Origin of the sequence: Paenibacillus sp. FSL M8-0212 (assembly GCF_038004645.1) — a bacterium.
In the GTDB taxonomy this organism is placed as follows: Bacteria; Bacillota; Bacilli; order Paenibacillales; family Paenibacillaceae; genus Paenibacillus.
This window is the reverse complement of record NZ_JBBORP010000001.1, coordinates 5009150-5026870: the sequence shown is the minus strand read 5'-3', so window position 1 is coordinate 5026870 and position 17721 is coordinate 5009150. Positions and strand designations below refer to the sequence as shown.

Below are 17721 nucleotides of genomic sequence, written 5' to 3'. Positions count from 1 at the left end.
AATCCGATACAGACCGGGTTCGGACTTTTATCTAACAATATGTGAGGTAACATGTGCGCTATATTATTTCTTGTCAGCTGCCGTTTCCTGAATAATAGCTACGACTACCTGGGATAACTTCACAATGTCTTCGGCACGAATACGTTCTTTGGTTGTATGAATATCCTCATACCCTACCGCCAAGTTCACTGTTGGAATGTCGAATCCGTTAAAGATATTGGCATCACTGCCACCACCGGAAGCAAACGTACTTGTCTCCAGCCCAATACTGCGGATGGCACGCTGTGCAAGCTGTACAACTTCGTGTTCATCATGGAAGCCAAATGCAGGGTAAAGGATCTCACTTCTGAATTCAGCCGTTGCACCGTATTTGCGACATGTCGTTTCCAGCGCGTCACGCATCTGTGCAACCTGCAATTCAACTTTCTCCTGCACAATACTGCGGGCTTCCGCTTCAAGCTGTACAAAGTCACATACCACGTTGAGTGGTGATCCACCCTGGAATTTGCCAATGTTTGCTGTCGTTTCATCATCAATTCTGCCCAGTGTCATCGCTGCAATTGCTTTGGCTGCTACCTGAATGGCGCTGATCCCGTCTTCCGGGTTCACGCCCGCATGTGCGGACTTACCATAGATGCTCATTTGAATTTCAGCTCTGGCTGGTGCAGCTACACAGATCGTGCCTACAGCTCCATTAGAGTCAAGCGCATAACCAAACTCGGCATCGATATCCTTCGGATTCATCGCACGTGCGCCCACCAGGCCAGACTCTTCGCCAACTGTAATGACCAATTGAATTTTGCCATGAGGAATCTTGTTTTCCTGGATCACACGAATCGCTTCGAACAATGCCGCAATCCCTGCTTTATCATCTGCTCCCAGGATCGTTGTTCCATCACTGCGAATCCAGCCATCTTCACCCAGTTCAGGCTTAATTCCCTGTCCTGGCGTCACGGTGTCCATATGACATGTGAAAAAGATCGGTGCAACCCCTTCTGTTCCTTCGGCTTCCCAGGTAATGACGAGATTTCCGGCGCCATGTCCGGTTTGCTCCATCGTGTCGTCCTCATAGACATGAAGACCAAGCTCTGCAAACTGTTCTTTTAACACCTTCGAGATGTTCTGTTCATTTTTCGTTTCACTATCAATCTGCACCAGTTCCATGAACTGATCGATAACACGTTGTTGTTTAATCATAGGACTTTCCTCCCTCTCGTGGATACGGTACAATACAATTACTATGGCTTGTTTATTTTATGTTGAAAGGAGTTCTCTCATCATGCAAAAAAAGAAATGGTTCAAAATCATCATCTATCTCATGCTGATCGCCATGATCGGGTCCACCCTTTTCATCGCTCTCGAACCGTTACTGTTCGGATAGCAACATGAAGCCTTTCGACGAACTGTTTACAGACGTTGAAGGGCTTCTTTTTCGCTAATCCAATTGATGTGATATGGAAAAATGCGATTAAAGTATGGAACAATCTCGCGTGCTACCTGCTCCACTGTATAAGACTTGCCCGTTATATCCTCCAGCGAGGTAACGCCATACTGCTCAATTCCACAAGGAACAATCCCCTGAAAACCAGCATGTTGAATGCCTGAGCTGATGTTAAATGCAAACCCGTGACTGGTCACAAAACCGCGGCGATGTTTGCAACGATTAAACTTGATGCCGATTGCAGCAATCTTCATATCGCCAATCCACACACCCGTGTAACCCTCTTTGCGTCCGGCTTCAATGCCCTGGTCTGCGAGATAATCCATAAGTACCTGCTCAAGTTTCCGTAAATAGCCGTGCAGATCCAAGTCTTCATCCCGACCAAGAATCAATAACGGGTAACCTACCAACTGGCCCGGGCCATGATAAGTAATATCACCGCCGCGGTCAATTTGAAACAAAGAAATCCCTTGCTCACGCAACTCTTCCGGACTGAGAAGCAGATGCTCCGGATGATTTTGTGAACCGATCGTATACGTAGGCGGGTGCTGTAAAAGCAGCATCTGCTCCGCTCCCTCGCCCTCGTCCAATCGCTGCACAATCGCTTTCTGGCGGTTCCAAGCCTCTTCATAATCAAGCATTGGTATGTATGCAACATCCAGCGGCTTGCTCATGATTCCCCACACCCTTCTGCTTCAGGTTCAGTGTACAATTGAGCACCTGTCCGTAGACAGCAGGAAAAGTGCACGGCCTCCGGCACATACACTTTCCCGACAACTATTTACTTAATACACCTTGGTCTCCATGGTATATCCTTCAAGGTTTTCTTTGACACGTTGCAAGAAACGTCCGCTGATTACGCCATCCAGGATTCGGTGATCCAGCGACAGACACAGGTTAGCCATCGAGCGAACAGCGATCATATCATTAATAACCACTGGTTTCTTGACAATCGACTCGAATGTAAGAATCGCTGCCTGTGGATAGTTAATGATCGGCTGGGACAGGATCGAACCAAATGAACCGGTGTTGTTCACCGTGAACGTACCACCTTGCATATGGTCCAGCTTCAACGTTCCTTCACGTGTTTTGCGAGCCAGTTCATCCACTTCACGGGCCAGACCTGCAATATTTCGCTGATCGGCATGTTTGATTACGGGTGTAAGTACGGAATCTTCGGTTCCTACCGCCATGGACAGGTTAATGTCCCGTTTGACGATAATTTTGTCCACTGCCCATACCGAGTTCATGATTGGGTAGTCTTTAATCGCGTTAACGACTCCCTTCATCATGAAGGACAGATATGTTAGATTGATGCCTTCCTTACGCTTGAACTCATCCTTGAGTTTATTGCGCAGCATCACAAGATTGGTTACATCCACTTCGATCATTGTCCATGCATGCGGGATTTCCGATACGCTTTGACGCATATTCCGGGCAATGGCATTACGCACAGGGGTAACATCAATGAAATACTCCGATCTTCCCTGGCCGCCACCTTCCACTTCGATCTGTGGAATTTTCGGACTTTCGGTTAAATGAATGCCTGAATGTCTCACAGGAACACCTGCATCAGACGCTGAGATCGCTTCTCCAGCGGTTAAACCCATTTCTCCTTTTCCACGATTCACTCCGCTGAATGGAGAAGCAGACGGCACACCAGAAGGTGTATGCTGCGCTGCAGGAGATAATGCTTGTGCAGACGATCCAGCCGCGTTACCTCCCTGTGCAACAAATGCCAGCACATCTTTGCGGGTAATACGACCACCGGCTCCAGTGCCTTGGATGCTTTGCAAGTTCAAACCATGCTCTGCTGCCAAGGATTGCACTGCCGGGGAATACCGATTGCGCATCGGCTGGTTGGGATCATGTGCTGCTGTATTTGACGCGGCAACAGGAGTAGGGTTCGCATGTTGCTGCACTTGCTCCTGTTGCTGCGATACTTGTGTTACTTGCTCGGCCGCTTCTTCGTCAGAAGCTGCGACCTGCATGCGGCAGATTGCTTCACCAACAGCAATCGTTGTGCCCTCTTCCACCAAAAGGTCACCCATAATTCCATCCACAGTGGATGGAATCTCGGCATTAACTTTATCAGTGATTACTTCACAGATCGGCTCGTACTGTTCCACACGGTCGCCCGGTTTTTTCAACCATTTGCCTATGGTAGCCGAGACCAGCGATTCCGCCAATTGCGGCATAATGACCTCGATCCATTTCATACGTTCAGCCATTTGATTATCACTCCAAACTTTACTTTTAAACGATCCAAATAACGAAATTAAAACTCGGCAAGTGTACGCATTGCTGCTTTGGCTTTGTCCTTGCTCAGCATGTAGAATTTCTCCAATGTTGGGCTAATTGGCATGGCCGGCACATCAGGTCCGCAGAGACGCTGAATCGGTGCATCCAGTTCAAATAGACATTCCTCACTAATAATTGCAGCAACTTCGGCACCTACACCACCCGTTTTGTTATCTTCGTGTACAATCAGCACTTTGCCTGTCAGACGAGCGGAAGCAATAATCGCTTCACGATCCAACGGTTGCAATGTGCGCAGATCCAGGACGTGTGCTGTAATGCCTTCTTCACGCTCCAGCTCCTCAGCCGCCTGCATTACAAAATGTAGCGGCTGACTGTAACCGATCACCGTAATATCCGCACCCTCACGAAGTACGTTGGCTTTACCAATCGGAACGATGTAATCATCTTCAGGCACATCTTCCTTGATAAGCTTGTAGCATTTTTTATTTTCAAAAAAGAGTACCGGGTCCGGGTCGCGAATAGCGGCCTTGAGCAGTCCCTTGGCATCGTATGCCGAGTAGGGAGCTATAATTTTCAGACCAGGTGTACCAAAGAAAATCGATTCCGGACATTGGGAGTGATACAACCCACCGAAGATCCCGCCACCAATCGGCGCACGGATAACAATCGGACAGCTCCAGTCATTGTTGGAACGATAGCGGATCTTCGCCGCTTCACTAATGATCTGGTTGGTTGCCGGCAACATGAAGTCCGAATATTGCATTTCGGCAATTGGCTTCATGCCATACATCGCTGCACCAATGGCAACACCTGCAATAGCGGATTCAGACAATGGTGTGTCCATCACTCGCATTTCGCCAAACTGATCTTGCAGCCCTTTAGTTGTGGTAAACACACCACCTTTGAGACCTACGTCTTCACCAAGGATAAAAACATTCTCATCCCGTTCCATCTCTTCTTTCATCGCGAGACGGATTGCATCAATATATTCCATCACTGCCATACTTACCGTCCCCCTTCTTCGCTGTCCGCATAAACGTGCGTCAGAGTGTCCTCAGGTTTAGGATATGGCGCGTTGTCTGCATATTCAGTTGCTTCTTTCATTTCCATCGCAAGCTGCGAAGCCAGATCCGCATCCCGGGCTTCGTCCCAGATGCCGCAATCGATCAAGTAGTTCTTCATGCGAGGAACGCCATCTTTCTTCCAGTTCTCCTCAACTTCCTCTTTGGTCCGATAAGCCAGATCATTATCGGAGGTGGAATGAGGTGACAACCGATACATCATCGCTTCAATCAGTGTTGGGCCTTCTCCGGCTATAGCACGGCGACGTGCTTCCTTCACTGCAGCGTATACTTCTAATGCATCGTTTCCATCTACACGCAGTCCAGGGAACCCGTATCCTTGTGCTCGATCGGATATTTTGCCGCTCAACTGTTTGTGAATCGGTACCGAAATTGCATATTGATTGTTCTCACACATAATAATGACAGGCAATTTATGCACACCTGCAAAGTTGGCTCCCTCGTGGAAGTCACCCTGATTGCTTGATCCTTCGCCAAACGTAACAAAAGAAACAAATTCCTGCTTCTTCATCTTGGCAGCCAGCGCAAATCCAACAGCGTGCGGAACCTGTGTTGTAACCGGGCTGGAACCCGTCACAATCCGTAGCTTTTTGTGACCGAAGTGACCCGGCATTTGCCGACCGCCACTATTCGGATCTTCCGCTTTTGCAAAAGCAGACAGCATCAACTCACGCGGAGTCATGCCTACCGCCAGTACAAAGCCGTAATCGCGGTAATAAGGTAAATAATAATCGTGATCCCGATCCAGACCAAAAGCAGCGCCTACTTGCGCAGCTTCCTGTCCTACACCGGATACGTGAAAGTTAATTTTGCCAGCCCGTTGCAAGAGCAAGCAACGCTCGTCAAACTTGCGTGCGAGCAGCATGTATTTGTACATATCCAATACTTCACCATCGCTAAGTCCCAGCTGTTGATGCCGATGGACCGCGTCTGCAGTACCTTGTGAACTCATAGAGGTACCTCCTTTTAATCAGAGCCTGTGCCACTCTTACTACCCGATCTTATAACCTGGTACTAAGACTTGGCTTAACCTTATTATAATCCCTTTTACCCAAAAAAGGAAAGGACCTTTCTCATAAGCTTGTTTGGCTTACATTCCAATGGCCTTTCCATCGACCGCCAGCATGGCTTCACCCATAATTTCCGACAGAGAAGGGTGCGGATGAATGGTTTGTCCGACTTCCCAAGGTGTGGCATCCAGCATCTGAGCCAGAGAAGCCTCAGCGATTAATTCCGTCACATGGGTGCCAATCATATGTACCCCCAATATATCATTCGTCTTGGCATCTGCGATCACCTTCACGAATCCATCCCGACTTCCGTAAATAAGCGATTTGCCAATGGCCGAAAATGGGAACTTGCCTGTTTTAATATCATAGCCACGTTCTTTGGCTTCTCGCTCGGTGAATCCGATGCTTGCTGCTTCCGGACGTGTATACACACAGCGCGGGATGCGATGGGATTCTACAGCATGTACCGATTCGCCCGCCAGATGATCCACAGCGAGAATGCCTTCATGACTTGCAGCATGTGCAAGCTGTAGACCGCCGATGCAGTCACCAATGGCGTAGATGTGACCTTCGCCTGTCTGTAACTGTTTGTTCACAGCGATGAACCCACGCTCCAGTTTGATATCTGTATTTTCGAGTCCAATATTTTCGACATTAGCCTGACGTCCAACCGACACGAGCATTTTCTCCGCTCTCAGTGTTTCCTGCTTATCGTCACCAAGATGCACATCAATCTGGATGCCCTCTTGATCCGTGTTATATGTTTCCGTTAGAACAGTGGCCCCTGTCAGGAAACGAACACCTCGTTTGCCAAGCAATCGCTGCATTTCTCTGGCAACATCCTCATCCTCGGCAGGCAACACGTGAGCAGCTGCTTCTACTACTGTGATGTCTACGCCAAAGTCATTCAGCATGGATGCCCACTCCAGTCCAATCACACCCCCACCGACAATGATGAGTGATGCAGGAAGTTCATCCATACGCAGGGCTTCGTCACTGCTCATTATGAACTTGCCGTCCGGTTCCAGGCCCGGCAGCACACGTGGACGCGAACCAGTCGCAATGATGAGATTGGTTGGAACTACCGTATCCATCTCGCCATCTTCAAACTCTACAGCGACTGCTCCGCTCTGCGGTGAAAAGATGGATGGTCCGATGACGCGACCTTTCGCGTGTACAACCTGGATTTTATTTTTTTTCATCAAATACTGAACGCCCTGATGGAGCTGTTCGACAATTGCATCCTTACGCGCCTGTACTTTGGGAAATACAAGTGTGGCTCCAGCTGTCTCGATACCATACGTCTCGCTCTCTTGAATCTCGGCGTACACTTCCGCGCTTTTCAGCAAAGCCTTACTCGGAATACAGCCACGATGCAGACAGGTTCCACCAAGCTTGTCCTTCTCAATAATAACGACTTGTTTCCCCAGCTGTGCAGCCCGGATTGCGGCTACATATCCACCGGTTCCTCCTCCAAGAATTGCAACATCACATGTAATTGGCATCTCTCATGCTCTCCTCTATGAATCAATTTCAATATAATTTATGATGGCTTAAATCATGGTTTGGCTTATATCCTCTATATGCCATTGTACTCTCCTTGAGCGGTCAACTCAAAGTTTGAACCATTCACACATGGACAGCCTATGCATTCCAAGCTATGATGGAATCAGGTATGATCTGTAAGCGTAACCTTTATTTAATGTCGACTTTGGCAGAAAGGGTATAATGCTCATGAATACAAGATTGGTCTTTGCGCGATTTTTGGCAATTGTTGTTCTGGTCATCCCCGGTTTAATGGCAATGAAGGGTTTTCTGATGATGAAAGATGCCCTGTTCCTATATTATGCCGAGCACGGGAACGAACTGATTTCACCAGGGTTCCAGTGGCTTTCCTTTGGCGGTGGACTTGTCCTTTTTGCCGCAGGTATGAGTTTTCTGGGAGGCTGGATCTTGTTCCGTGACCGCAAGCGTAATTATGTAGGTCCCCGTTTCCGGTCCAAAAGTGTACCCGAAAAAGCAGAGACGCCCGGAAGGACTCCATGAGTCCGGGCTTTTTGTGTGTTTATACAACACATACCGACAACTTTACATAGACAGGATGGAACATCATGGTATCATTTCTAATCACGTTACAACGATTGCTCAAAGGCATTTTCCATGCGTTCAAAGACCCCAAGTTTCTGGCTCTGTTCGCGTTAACGGCAGCAACGTTACTGTCAGGCACTTTATTTTACACTCGTGTTGAAGGTCTGCACTGGATCGATGCGTTATACTTCTGTGCGGTTACCCTGACTACGGTGGGACATCCTGAATTTGTGCCAACCACCGGATTCAGCAAAGCCTTTACCGTGATCTACATGTTTGCAGGCATTGGTCTCACCTTTGCCATGATTGCCAGAATTACAGCAGGTATTCTATTCCCTCGCAAATTAAAGACAGAAGAGGACCCGGAGTAATCTCCGGGTCATTCGTATAAGGCATCCCGCAGTTTGGTAGACATACGTGATTCTTTGGAAGAAGACTTCAAGATCGTTCTACGCAACGTCAGGTTACTTGCCTGCAGTCGCTCCGCTTCTGCGAACAGTTCTGCAAATAATGCCTGCGACGCTTCATCTAGAGACCCCTGCTCTTTCAAGCTTTCATATCGCTTTTGAAGTGATGTTAATGCTTCACTCATACTAAACACCTCTTTTCACAACTCCTGTTAATTAGCTACCGTAACCAATACCTTAACAATCCATATAGTAACACAAAGCTGCGCAGATTAGTTCTGGCACTTTCCAAAGATTTTGTGGTACTCTGTAATGGTCGCTTTTTTTGTTGAATCCCGTATGTGAGAGGAGTAGCAGCACCGTGCAAACAGGACGTATTACCGTAATTACTGGACCCATGTTCAGTGAAAAATCCGGTGAACTCATTCGCCGTTGTCAGAAATTAATACAATTTGGCCGTAAAAAGGTTGTGGCCTACAAACCAGCCGAGGATGATCGGTTTGCCCAGGACGAGATCGTAAGCCGAATTGGTTATCGACTCCCTGCCCATTCCATTCCCCGGCAATTAACCCCGGAATCCGTAGAAATGATCTTGAACCAAACCATAGATGCTGATGTTGTTGCATTTGATGAAGTACAATTTTTCAGCAGTGCCATTATGGAACTTGTCTCGGAGTTAGCGTATTGTGGCAAACATGTCATTGTGGACGGACTTAATATGGATTACCGTGGTAAGGAATTCGGATATGTCGGCGGTTTGCTTGCCATGGCAGACGACATTGAGAAACTCTCGGCTTTCTGTGCGGTATGTGGCAGCCCGGATGCAGCCTTTACGCAACGTATCGTCAATGGGGAGCCTGTTACCTTGGGTCCGGTTGTCATGATTGGCGATTCAGAAGCTTACGAGCCACGCTGTCGTTGCTGCTTCATTCCTCCTCACAAAGTTGAATGCTCATCATAATTGCAAAAGATTTTTGATATCTTCCAAAAAGGCCCCTTGGGGCTTTTTTTGTTATAGAGCAAACATTCGCACAAAAAAGCACCGCTTCACAGCGATGCTTCCAGAGTCACTTCCCGCTAGTCACGGGAAACAAAATATTTGTTGGTCATGTAGTAAGCGTCACCACGCGACGTTTCCACCATTCCTTTTTTGGCATCCAAAAATACAATCTCTTTACACTTTGTACAGTACCATTTTGTGCGCTTGTATGGGGATTCCGTCACATAAGCCGTGCCACATTTACAATCAATCTTCATTAATAACTCGGTTGATTTATAAGCACTGGACAAGCGTTCCAGGTTATCCTGCTGCTGTGTAGGCATAATGGTCTGCTGATAATCCGATAAATGATTTTGAACCTTGAAGTCTGCTACCAATCCTGCATTCAATCCAAAAAACTCCTTGCCGATTTCGGTCACGAAGCGCTTCTCATTTCTGTAGCAATCCAGCCACTCAATAATCTGCTTATTAGACAGTGGAACCGTACCCTTGATACCGCTGTTTAAGGTGTAGGTCATGATGTATAAAGTATCGTCTTGTCTACCTGAGTACATTAGAATCCTCCTTCGAATACATTTGCTAATGTACTACAAAAACGCGCATAAATCAAAAAATTCTTATTTCCTGAGCGCATCTCTTCTTATTAAATGGGAAACATTCCACGTTCATCCGCCAAAGACTTACAAGAACTGCATACACCTGAAACATTTCCCTGTGGCGCCGCATAATGCACGACCGATTTAACGTTTTTCTTGCATATGGAACAGTAGTGCCTCCTTTCCTTTTTTGGGATATAGTCCGATAGCTTAACCACGTTTTGGTTCGGTCGGAATCGTTGTAAGAAACCCGGCCATTTCATCTCGCTTCACTCTTTCTTGTTCGTCTACTTCGTAGTCATTTTTTACTCTGGGCTAAAAATCATCTTGTCTTTTTTTATGTATACGATTCCAAGTTGTGCATGCCTATCTCATAATCTATTCGACGTTTTGAACGTTTTTCCTGTTTTTAATCTCTACACATACAAAAAAAACCGACAGAACCTGCTCTCCTTTTTTTCGGAAGAACAGTATTTTAGTCGGTTCCAGCCTTATTTATAAAAAGTTCCCAGAACGTCCAGCTCTGAAGAGCGCTCAATTCGAAATGGATAGATATAACCCTGATTCATTCGGGTAAATTTGCGGCTCCACAGGTCCAGTCCCGATGTGAACTGATAAGCCTGATATATAAACTTGGAGCAATAATTGCGCTCAATACTGCGCAGATTGGTCTGCAAACGGTAGAATTTCACCTGCTTGTAATGGTCTTGTACCCACCCGGCTGCTTTCATTCCAGCCTCATTCAATCTGGAACGGAATACAATAAAGCGATCTCCTTCATAAAATCGCGTGAGATACCACTCCAATGAATCAGCAAATACAGGCCCATAAGGGTGCACATGATACACCTTGCCGTCGAGACCGATAATACCCATATGCCCGGCGTAATAGGTTGATTCTGAGCTTGGCGTGTACACAATATCCCCTGGCTCTAGCTTCATCTCGCCCAACACGTTAATAGGCAAGTCCTGATGCAGCCGTTTGGCTGCTGAGCGTTCACGCCGACCTTCAACCAACAAGCGATGAAGCGCGCCAGCAAGTGCGAGATACATTTCAGACCATTTGATCTTTTTTTTATCAGATCGTTTGAACCACCGCTGGATGAAGGTGAAACCTCGTTGTGGCTGTGATCCCTTTTTCATACGCTGCACTCCACTCTGATCTAGTTATTGTGTCTTGATGTCATTCTACTGTTTCTCAGGCTTATTATAGACATTTGGCGGTTCATGTTCAATTCTAAGCCTGTTCTATCTTGTGCAATTATGCCTTCTTATTACCCATTTTATGCAAAAAAGATGACTTCGGAATGAACCCGAAGTCATCTTAATATAACCGATCGCATACCTTTATTCTTCTACAACGCCAAGAGCTTTATTTTTCTCCTTAAAGCGACTGTTATGGGAAGAAACATAAGCCACTTTTTCCGCTTCAGGGTCCATGTAAAGCTTTGCACTGTTTACCGCTAGGGCTGCATCAGTGAAAGTACCAGCAATCAAATACAGTTTGCTACCATAATCTACAAAATCACCTGCGGCAAAAACACCGGGAATATTGGTTTGCAATCTCTCCGTTGTAGTGACATGCCATTCGCCAAGATCAAGTCCCCAATCCCGGATTGGACCAAAGTCACTCTTCATGCCGTGATTTACAATGACAGCATCGACTTCAAGCAGTTCAGTTTCGCCTGTGTCCACGTGTGAGATAGTCACCTGTTCAATCACATCACCACTCATACTATGCAAAGTCTCTACCGCATATGGTGTACGGACATCTACAGAGGATTCTCTCATACGCAGTACATTACGCTCCAACCCGCCAAAGCGGTCACGACGATGCACAACCGTAACTTGCTCTGCCAGGGCTTCCAGTTCATTCGCCCAGTCCACAGCAGAGTCGCCTCCACCCGAGATCAACACACGTTTACCACGGAATGGCTCCAGTTCTTGCACGGTATAGTGCAGATTGCTAACCTCGTAACGGTCTGCACCTTCAAGCTCCAGCTTGGCCATTTTATATATACCATATCCGATTGCCATAATGACGGTACGTGTCCAGTGTTGCTCACCTGTTGCAGAAGTTAGCAGAATTGTGCCATCAGGTTGACGCTCGAATCCTTCGATCTGTTGTTCAAATACGAGGGTTGGCTCAAAAGTTTTTGCCTGTTCTTCCAATTGTTTGATCAGATCTTCACACAGAATTGGCGTCACACCCCCGACATCCCAGATCATTTTCTCCGGATAAAAGAGCATGCGACCTCCCAATCTGTCACGTGCCTCAATCAACTTGGTCTTCATATCTCGCATGCCGCTATAAAAGGCAGAGTACATGCCCGCAGGGCCACCGCCGATAATGGTTACATCATAAAGTTCCAACTGCTGATTCATATTAAAAATACCTCCGTTAATTCGATCCAGAACATCGAGTATTTGATATCGATTCTCATTATCACTTAAATCCTAGTGTAATGGTAATCTTATCAAATTACAATGGCTAAAAAACAAACATTTCTTGTACAAAAATTCTACGAACACATCTGCTCTTTACTATTGGGCTCTTGGAGCCGCCAACAGCTTTTCAACGACAAAATCAATTTGTTTATTGATTGAATAGATATCCGAATAGTAGAAGAAATCAAAATCAATTTCAATTAGGCGACCTTCTTTAACAGCCGGGATGCTACTCCATATTGGATCATCCGTAAGGTTATCTGCCCCTTCATACACCGAACGAAACACGTAGTCCCCGATATATTCAGGCAGTACTTCCATGGATAGATTAGAGCCTCCCGCTTCCGAAACTACATCAATTTTCTTTTGTACCACTTCAGGTGCTTTCATCCCCAAGTATTCATATAGTGCCTGAGATCCTCGGCCATATTGCTTGCTCTCTACAACGACCATACCTTTCAAACCGCCCTCCACAATGGAAACCGTTTTGTCCAATATGCCTGCATCTGCTAGTGTTTGCTTACTCTCTTCGACTTTGCTATTGAGATTATTGATTAATGTCTCAGCTTCCTGTTCTTTGCCAAAAATACTCGCTATACTCTGGAGTCTTTCTTCTGTTGTCATTTTCTCGTATGGAATATATACCGTTGGTGCGATATCCTTTAACAACGTATACGTCTCTTCTGAAGGAACAATGATCAGATCCGGATCAAGGTCAATGACAGCTTCAGGATTCGGTTCGAACCAGGTGCCTAGTGAATTTACACCTTCAAGCTCACTTTTGTAGGCAGCTCCCTTGAATACTTCAGATGTAGCAATTGGCTTAATCCCAAGCGCAACAACGTCTCCCTGGAGATACAGCACAACAACCCGTTTTGGATTCGCTGGAACAACTACGTCGCCCTTAACCGTTGAGACCGTGCGTGTTTCATTGTCTTTGTTCGTCTGGCTTCCTGTGTCTGATGATACTGCCGTACTGCTGTTATTGGAACTGGCACCCGTTCCTTCGCCAGCTGCTGGTGTTGTTGCTGTACCTGAAGAGCAGGCTGCGAGGAGCATCGTTATGCTCAATAATGCAACCATAATCATACTGGAACTTGTTTTTCTTCTTTTCATTGGTGTAGACCCTCCGTCTATATATTGATAATGATTCTCATAATCAATATATCCCGACTTCCATCTTCGGCCAATGGACGATTCAGAGATTACCAATGGACGATCCTCTGTTCTCGCTTCTTCTCTCATCTTTCGTTGATACTGTATCGGAGAGATCCCCACATGTTTTTTGAAGATACGACTAAAATAATACACATCCGAATAACCTACTTCTGCTGCAATTTCACTTAGCGTTGCATCAGATCGCAAAAGCAGATTGCGAGCCTTAGCGATTCGGGTCTGAATTAAATAATCAATGGGACTGTGACCCGTCTGTCGTTTGAATTGCATGGATAAATGACGGGAGCTGTAGTTGAATTGTTCAGCTAGGAAATCAAGCGTGACCTGTTCCCTATAATGGTTCTCTATATAACGAAGTGTTTGTTTCACCGGGTCAGCAAGCTCTGTTTTGATCTCCTGCTCTGCCAACTGAACCATCATTTCATGAATGAATTGGTAAAATAAACTTTTTGTATGAAGCAGATCCAGACTCCCAGATTGAATCCATGCACCCTCAAGCTCATCAAGGTAACGTAACAACCCCAGCGGACTGCTCGGTGCAAATCCATATTGCAAAGAGAACGGCGCAACTTCCGGCTGTGCCAATAACCACTTTTTACGATAACTAGGAAAGGCAAGGAATGCTCTGTAATAGAGCAGAATATATTCAAAATCTTCGTTGGTTTGGATATCCAGTGAAGATCCTTTCGCCCCATGAAGCATGTAGAACCGCTCTGCCTTGTATGTTTGTCCATCCAACTGAAGCACAGCCGATCCTCGAATCGTATATATAAAACCATTTGCCGGAAGTGTGTAAGAACTCAGTTGTGCCCCTGCCTCCATAACGATTCGGCGTATATCCAGAACCTTAACAGCGGCATGATTCCAGCATTTCATCTGTTCGTCTAATTGCATCGAATACTCTCCAATCCCAACCTCACCCGGAATAAAGGCCTTACAAGGTCATCATTCTGCCACACATCCGATAACATATGTGTAGCAGTGGTTCACTATAATACCTCTATTATAAATGATAATAATTTTCATTATCAACTGTAATTTAGAGTGGAATTAGATTTCATCTCATCCATCACTTGTTATGCTTATTTTGGTTCAGAGATCTTCGTAAACCAGGCGGCCAATTCCTCTGTTTGGTCCAATGTTGCAATCGGGTCAAAGTACCATGAACGATCCGGGCTCCAGATAAACACACGATCATTTTTAACCGCATCCAGTGAACTCCAGACCGGTTTCGATTTCAACTCTTCCAGGGTCAGATTATCTGCTGTTAGAATGATGTAGTCTCCGGCGAACTCAGGAATCGCTTCCGATGAAACTTCAACCAGTTGATCCTTCATTAAAATCTCTTTTTTATCTGCAGGAGGATTCAGCCCGAGCGCGCTGTAGACTGCCTGACCTCCCCGACCAAAATTATCACCAAAGGCCAACGGTGCTTTATCATAGAACTGCATGACCGACACCTCGGCCTGCGGATCAATCGCCTCATGAACGCGCTTCTTGGCATCTGCAATTCTTGCGTCATAATCGGTTAACCATGCCTCAGATTCTTTTTCTTTATTCAGGACTTCACCGAAATAGGCAATTTCTTCGTGGGTGTTTTTCAATTCGCCATAAGGTACAACCAAGGTAGGTGCAATTTTGCTAAAGGAATCAAATAAATCAGGATTACCTGTCACAATGAGATCCGGTTCAAGTTCCAACACCTTTTCGAGCGAAATGGTTTCATATTCACCAATATTCTGCACACCCTCAAGTGATTTGATAAAATACGGATTTTTGAGATTCATCTCCGGTGTACCCACAGGTTTGATTCCCAGGGCGATCAGACTTCCCAAATACAAGTCAACCACAATCCGTTTAGGTTCAGCCGGGATTGTAATATCTCCCTTAACCGTTGAGACTGTGCGGGGTTCCGATGTTTTGCTTTGATTCTCCGCTGTTACTGTCTTCGTAGAACTTGACGTACTATTGCTTCCGGAAGCATCCCCACTCGAATTACTGGCAACACCTGTAGAGCAAGCACTTAACAGTAATGTAAGACTTAATAGAATACTAAGTAGCATTCCCGTTCTTGTCTGTCTGTTCATATTTATTGACCCTCCATGCTTATATTGATAATGATTATCACCATCAGTATAAACATACCTTCCACTTCCACCTCTGAAAATGTCATTTCGCGCCATGCCTAATGTCAGATCAGGCCAATATAGGGGTGCTGAGGTCTTTTCTTTGAATTGCAAAGGAGAAAGACCTGTATGTTTCTTGAACATACGTCCCAAATAATATCCATCCGGATAACCGATGCCGGCTGCAATCTCATCCAACGTGGCGTCCGTTTGCAGCAACATCTCCTTTGCTTTGAACAAACGAAACTGAATCAGATAATCGATCGGACTGGTTCCGGTGGACTGCTTGAACTTGCGTGACAAACTTCTGGGGCTGGTACCAATCATTTCTGCCAAAACTTGAAGTGTAAGTGGCTGGGTGTAGGAAGACTCTACAATTTCAATGACTTTGCTGACCTGATCCAACATACTTGGATAGCGATTGGATATACGAGGAATCTGTGATGAGATCTGCTCCACAAATGCATAGAACAAACTCTTGGCCTGAAAGTGATGAATGGGGTTCTTTTGATCCCACAAAACGTGCATCTGTTTCAATTGCTCATATAAAATGGTTGGCGTATTGGGGGTAAAGCCATAGTTCATTTGGAACGGATTGATTCGCTCCATTAACCTTCCCAGATCGTTTCTCCCTCCACTAGGCAGGTTTGCTTTGTACATCAAGTAATATAGGCGCAATCCGGATTCGCCTGCTTGAATCACCAACTTACTCCCTTTTCCCCCATGGAGAACATAAAAGCGACTCACGTCATATGTTTGATTGTCAATCGTCACTCCAGCATCACCTTGAATGGTGAGTACAAAGGTACTTGTCGGGAATTTGTATTTCATCTCTTCATATGCCTCTAATTCCATGTAACGGATATCTGTTATACTCACCGCAGCATAGTTCCAAAGGATATAATAATCATTCCACATTTTGCTAACCCATCTCCGTCTACATAAATTGTATCTGTACTCTACTCACTTATTGATAACCATTATCAATTATTATGATGAAGTACGCAATACAACCGACGTAAATGAATGCACTCAGACAAAAAAAGCTATTCAAATCCTTCTCTTAACATCCGATATATGTAAATAGAACCATGATAAAGAGAGAAGGAGAACAGAGATATGAATTCAATCTCATCTGCAACCAAAAGCAGTTTCACTCCCGGGAATCAAGTCTCCAGTAGGGATAAAGAAATTCAGGGACTCATGCAGCAGAAGATCCGGCTTAATGAAGAAATGCAAAGTGTAAAAACCAATGACGAGTTGGATACCAAAACCAAAGCTCAGCGAATTAAATCCTTAACAAGCTCCATATCACAGATCGACAGCCAGATTGCCCAAATTAAAGCAGAGGAATTGCAAGAAAAGAACAAATTAAGACAGCCCGAAAAGGCTCAACAGCAACAGTCCAAACCAACCGACGAAACACAAGCCCCTTCACTGGATCACCTAATCAAGCATAGTCAGACTTATGATCAATTGGGTAAGCTGGTCGGTTTGCGTGATCGCATGCAGGCCTCCATTCAGACCACTGAAGGAGAGACCCGATTCGACCGACTTGTTCTAGAGATCAATCCTCCCGCAAATGATCTCGATCTAGGCAAATCAATGATGTTGGAAAATTCAGAACGCACCGTCTTTCAGGCAAAGCGAGAGACCGTCCAGGACATCAACTCCCAGTTAAATAAGGTCAATCAGAAGATTGGGGAACTGGTGGAAGAGATCCATCAGCCCGCACCTAAAAAAGGAATACAACCACCTATCTCTGCAACATCTGGTGAAGAAGATCAGGAAATTAATGACGGAAAGAAAACAGGAAGTAAGGAGCACCCGTCAGATGGCGGAACCACAGATCAGGAATCAGGAAACAGTCCGCAAACTACAGCTTCTACATCTCCTGCTACTTCATATCCATCCGTCGATATTCGAATCTAAGTACACATTGATCAAACATATTAATATGTATACATAATGAGGTTGAAGTGTTTTCGCAACACAGCACTCGACTGGCATCACATAATAGAAAAACCGCTATTACAGGTGACTAACTCCTGATAAGTAGCGGTTTTTCTTATATCTTTAACGTTAG

17 protein-coding genes are annotated in these 17721 nt (G+C 45.6%); 5 read left to right on the top strand and 12 right to left on the bottom strand.

The genetic code is table 11. From position 1 onward, the window contains the following. Positions 1-63: 63 nt before the first annotated feature. Positions 64-1197 (bottom strand): M20/M25/M40 family metallo-hydrolase, encoded by a 1134-nt coding sequence (locus MKX68_RS22160; protein ID WP_339782946.1) that lies wholly within the window; start codon positions 1195-1197, stop codon positions 64-66. Between the two features lie 82 nt (positions 1198-1279). Here MKX68_RS22160 and prli42 point away from each other — a divergent pair, with 82 nt between their 5' ends. Further along, positions 1280-1381, top strand: a complete 102-nt coding sequence (gene prli42 / locus MKX68_RS22155; protein WP_017687624.1) for a stressosome-associated protein Prli42 — start codon at positions 1280-1282, stop codon at positions 1379-1381. A gap of 26 nt (positions 1382-1407) precedes the next feature. On the opposite strand, the gene lipB is transcribed toward prli42, so the two are convergent. The 5 genes from lipB to lpdA form a co-directional block, all read right to left on the bottom strand. Beyond that, positions 1408-2115: a lipoyl(octanoyl) transferase LipB gene (gene lipB, locus MKX68_RS22150; protein WP_340914102.1), complete on the bottom strand. Its 708-nt coding sequence runs from the start codon at positions 2113-2115 to the stop codon at positions 1408-1410. Positions 2116-2226: 111 nt separating this feature from the next. Further along, positions 2227-3672, bottom strand: a complete 1446-nt coding sequence (locus tag MKX68_RS22145) for a dihydrolipoamide acetyltransferase family protein (RefSeq protein ID WP_340914101.1) — start codon at positions 3670-3672, stop codon at positions 2227-2229. A 47-nt stretch (positions 3673-3719) separates the two neighbouring features. Further along, a complete protein-coding gene (locus MKX68_RS22140) occupies positions 3720-4706 on the bottom strand; it encodes an alpha-ketoacid dehydrogenase subunit beta (protein ID WP_017687621.1) in 987 nt (328 codons plus the stop codon). A gap of 2 nt (positions 4707-4708) precedes the next feature. Then, positions 4709-5737 carry a thiamine pyrophosphate-dependent dehydrogenase E1 component subunit alpha gene (locus tag MKX68_RS22135; RefSeq protein ID WP_036607878.1) on the bottom strand — a complete coding sequence of 343 codons (1029 nt, stop codon included), beginning with the start codon at positions 5735-5737 and terminating at the stop codon, positions 4709-4711. A 138-nt stretch (positions 5738-5875) separates the two neighbouring features. After that, positions 5876-7300, bottom strand: coding sequence for a dihydrolipoyl dehydrogenase (lpdA, locus tag MKX68_RS22130; protein ID WP_340914100.1), 1425 nt, complete (start codon positions 7298-7300; stop codon positions 5876-5878). A gap of 223 nt (positions 7301-7523) precedes the next feature. Here lpdA and MKX68_RS22125 point away from each other — a divergent pair, with 223 nt between their 5' ends. Then, positions 7524-7841, top strand: a complete 318-nt coding sequence (locus tag MKX68_RS22125; protein ID WP_017687618.1) for a DUF2627 domain-containing protein — start codon at positions 7524-7526, stop codon at positions 7839-7841. 65 nt (positions 7842-7906) lie between these two features. Then, on the top strand, positions 7907-8254 hold the full coding sequence (locus MKX68_RS22120) for a potassium channel family protein (protein ID WP_036607883.1): 348 nt from the start codon (positions 7907-7909) through the stop codon (positions 8252-8254). 8 nt (positions 8255-8262) lie between these two features. On the opposite strand, the gene MKX68_RS22115 is transcribed toward MKX68_RS22120, so the two are convergent. Then, complete coding sequence (locus tag MKX68_RS22115) at positions 8263-8475, bottom strand: hypothetical protein (RefSeq protein ID WP_340914099.1); 213 nt, start codon at positions 8473-8475, stop codon at positions 8263-8265. A 176-nt stretch (positions 8476-8651) separates the two neighbouring features. On the opposite strand from MKX68_RS22115, the gene MKX68_RS22110 reads away from it, so the two are divergent. Next, positions 8652-9251, top strand: coding sequence for a thymidine kinase (locus MKX68_RS22110; RefSeq protein ID WP_062835251.1), 600 nt, complete (start codon positions 8652-8654; stop codon positions 9249-9251). 116 nt (positions 9252-9367) lie between these two features. Here the strand turns inward: MKX68_RS22110 and MKX68_RS22105 are convergent, their stop codons facing one another. From MKX68_RS22105 to MKX68_RS22085, 5 genes are all read right to left on the bottom strand, one after another. Then, positions 9368-9844: a hypothetical protein gene (locus MKX68_RS22105; RefSeq protein ID WP_017687614.1), complete on the bottom strand. Its 477-nt coding sequence runs from the start codon at positions 9842-9844 to the stop codon at positions 9368-9370. A gap of 533 nt (positions 9845-10377) precedes the next feature. Continuing rightward, the gene (locus MKX68_RS22100; protein ID WP_340914098.1) at positions 10378-11028 is read right to left on the bottom strand and encodes a hypothetical protein; all 651 of its coding nucleotides are present in this window, start codon (positions 11026-11028) and stop codon (positions 10378-10380) included. Positions 11029-11232: 204 nt separating this feature from the next. Further along, a complete protein-coding gene (locus MKX68_RS22095) occupies positions 11233-12270 on the bottom strand; it encodes an NAD(P)/FAD-dependent oxidoreductase (protein WP_338587725.1) in 1038 nt (345 codons plus the stop codon). A gap of 159 nt (positions 12271-12429) precedes the next feature. After that, a complete protein-coding gene (locus tag MKX68_RS22090; protein WP_340914097.1) occupies positions 12430-14403 on the bottom strand; it encodes an AraC family transcriptional regulator in 1974 nt (657 codons plus the stop codon). A gap of 188 nt (positions 14404-14591) precedes the next feature. Further along, positions 14592-16490 (bottom strand): AraC family transcriptional regulator, encoded by a 1899-nt coding sequence (locus MKX68_RS22085; protein WP_340914096.1) that lies wholly within the window; start codon positions 16488-16490, stop codon positions 14592-14594. Between the two features lie 264 nt (positions 16491-16754). On the opposite strand from MKX68_RS22085, the gene MKX68_RS22080 reads away from it, so the two are divergent. After that, a complete protein-coding gene (locus tag MKX68_RS22080) occupies positions 16755-17567 on the top strand; it encodes a FlxA-like family protein (RefSeq protein ID WP_340914095.1) in 813 nt (270 codons plus the stop codon). Positions 17568-17721: the final 154 nt, after the last annotated feature.

Bases quoted from the DNA above. Each gene is read 5' to 3' on its own strand.
- MKX68_RS22115 (WP_340914099.1), bottom strand. From the start codon at position 8,475: ATGAGTGAAGCATTAACATCACTTCAAAAGCGATATGAAAGCTTGAAA.
- MKX68_RS22120 (WP_036607883.1), top strand. From the start codon at position 7,907: ATGGTATCATTTCTAATCACGTTACAACGATTGCTCAAAGGCATTTTC.
- MKX68_RS22100 (WP_340914098.1), bottom strand. From the start codon at position 11,028: ATGAAAAAGGGATCACAGCCACAACGAGGTTTCACCTTCATCCAGCGG.
- MKX68_RS22080 (WP_340914095.1), top strand. From the start codon at position 16,755: ATGAATTCAATCTCATCTGCAACCAAAAGCAGTTTCACTCCCGGGAAT.
- MKX68_RS22140 (WP_017687621.1), bottom strand. From the start codon at position 4,706: ATGGCAGTGATGGAATATATTGATGCAATCCGTCTCGCGATGAAAGAA.
- MKX68_RS22095 (WP_338587725.1), bottom strand. From the start codon at position 12,270: ATGAATCAGCAGTTGGAACTTTATGATGTAACCATTATCGGCGGTGGC.
- MKX68_RS22145 (WP_340914101.1), bottom strand. From the start codon at position 3,672: ATGGCTGAACGTATGAAATGGATCGAGGTCATTATGCCGCAATTGGCG.
- MKX68_RS22160 (WP_339782946.1), bottom strand. From the start codon at position 1,197: ATGATTAAACAACAACGTGTTATCGATCAGTTCATGGAACTGGTGCAG.
- MKX68_RS22105 (WP_017687614.1), bottom strand. From the start codon at position 9,844: ATGTACTCAGGTAGACAAGACGATACTTTATACATCATGACCTACACC.
- MKX68_RS22085 (WP_340914096.1), bottom strand. From the start codon at position 16,490: ATGGAATTAGAGGCATATGAAGAGATGAAATACAAATTCCCGACAAGT.
- MKX68_RS22135 (WP_036607878.1), bottom strand. From the start codon at position 5,737: ATGAGTTCACAAGGTACTGCAGACGCGGTCCATCGGCATCAACAGCTG.
- MKX68_RS22125 (WP_017687618.1), top strand. From the start codon at position 7,524: ATGCTCATGAATACAAGATTGGTCTTTGCGCGATTTTTGGCAATTGTT.
- lpdA (WP_340914100.1), bottom strand. From the start codon at position 7,300: ATGCCAATTACATGTGATGTTGCAATTCTTGGAGGAGGAACCGGTGGA.
- MKX68_RS22090 (WP_340914097.1), bottom strand. From the start codon at position 14,403: ATGCAATTAGACGAACAGATGAAATGCTGGAATCATGCCGCTGTTAAG.
- prli42 (WP_017687624.1), top strand. From the start codon at position 1,280: ATGCAAAAAAAGAAATGGTTCAAAATCATCATCTATCTCATGCTGATC.
- lipB (WP_340914102.1), bottom strand. From the start codon at position 2,115: ATGAGCAAGCCGCTGGATGTTGCATACATACCAATGCTTGATTATGAA.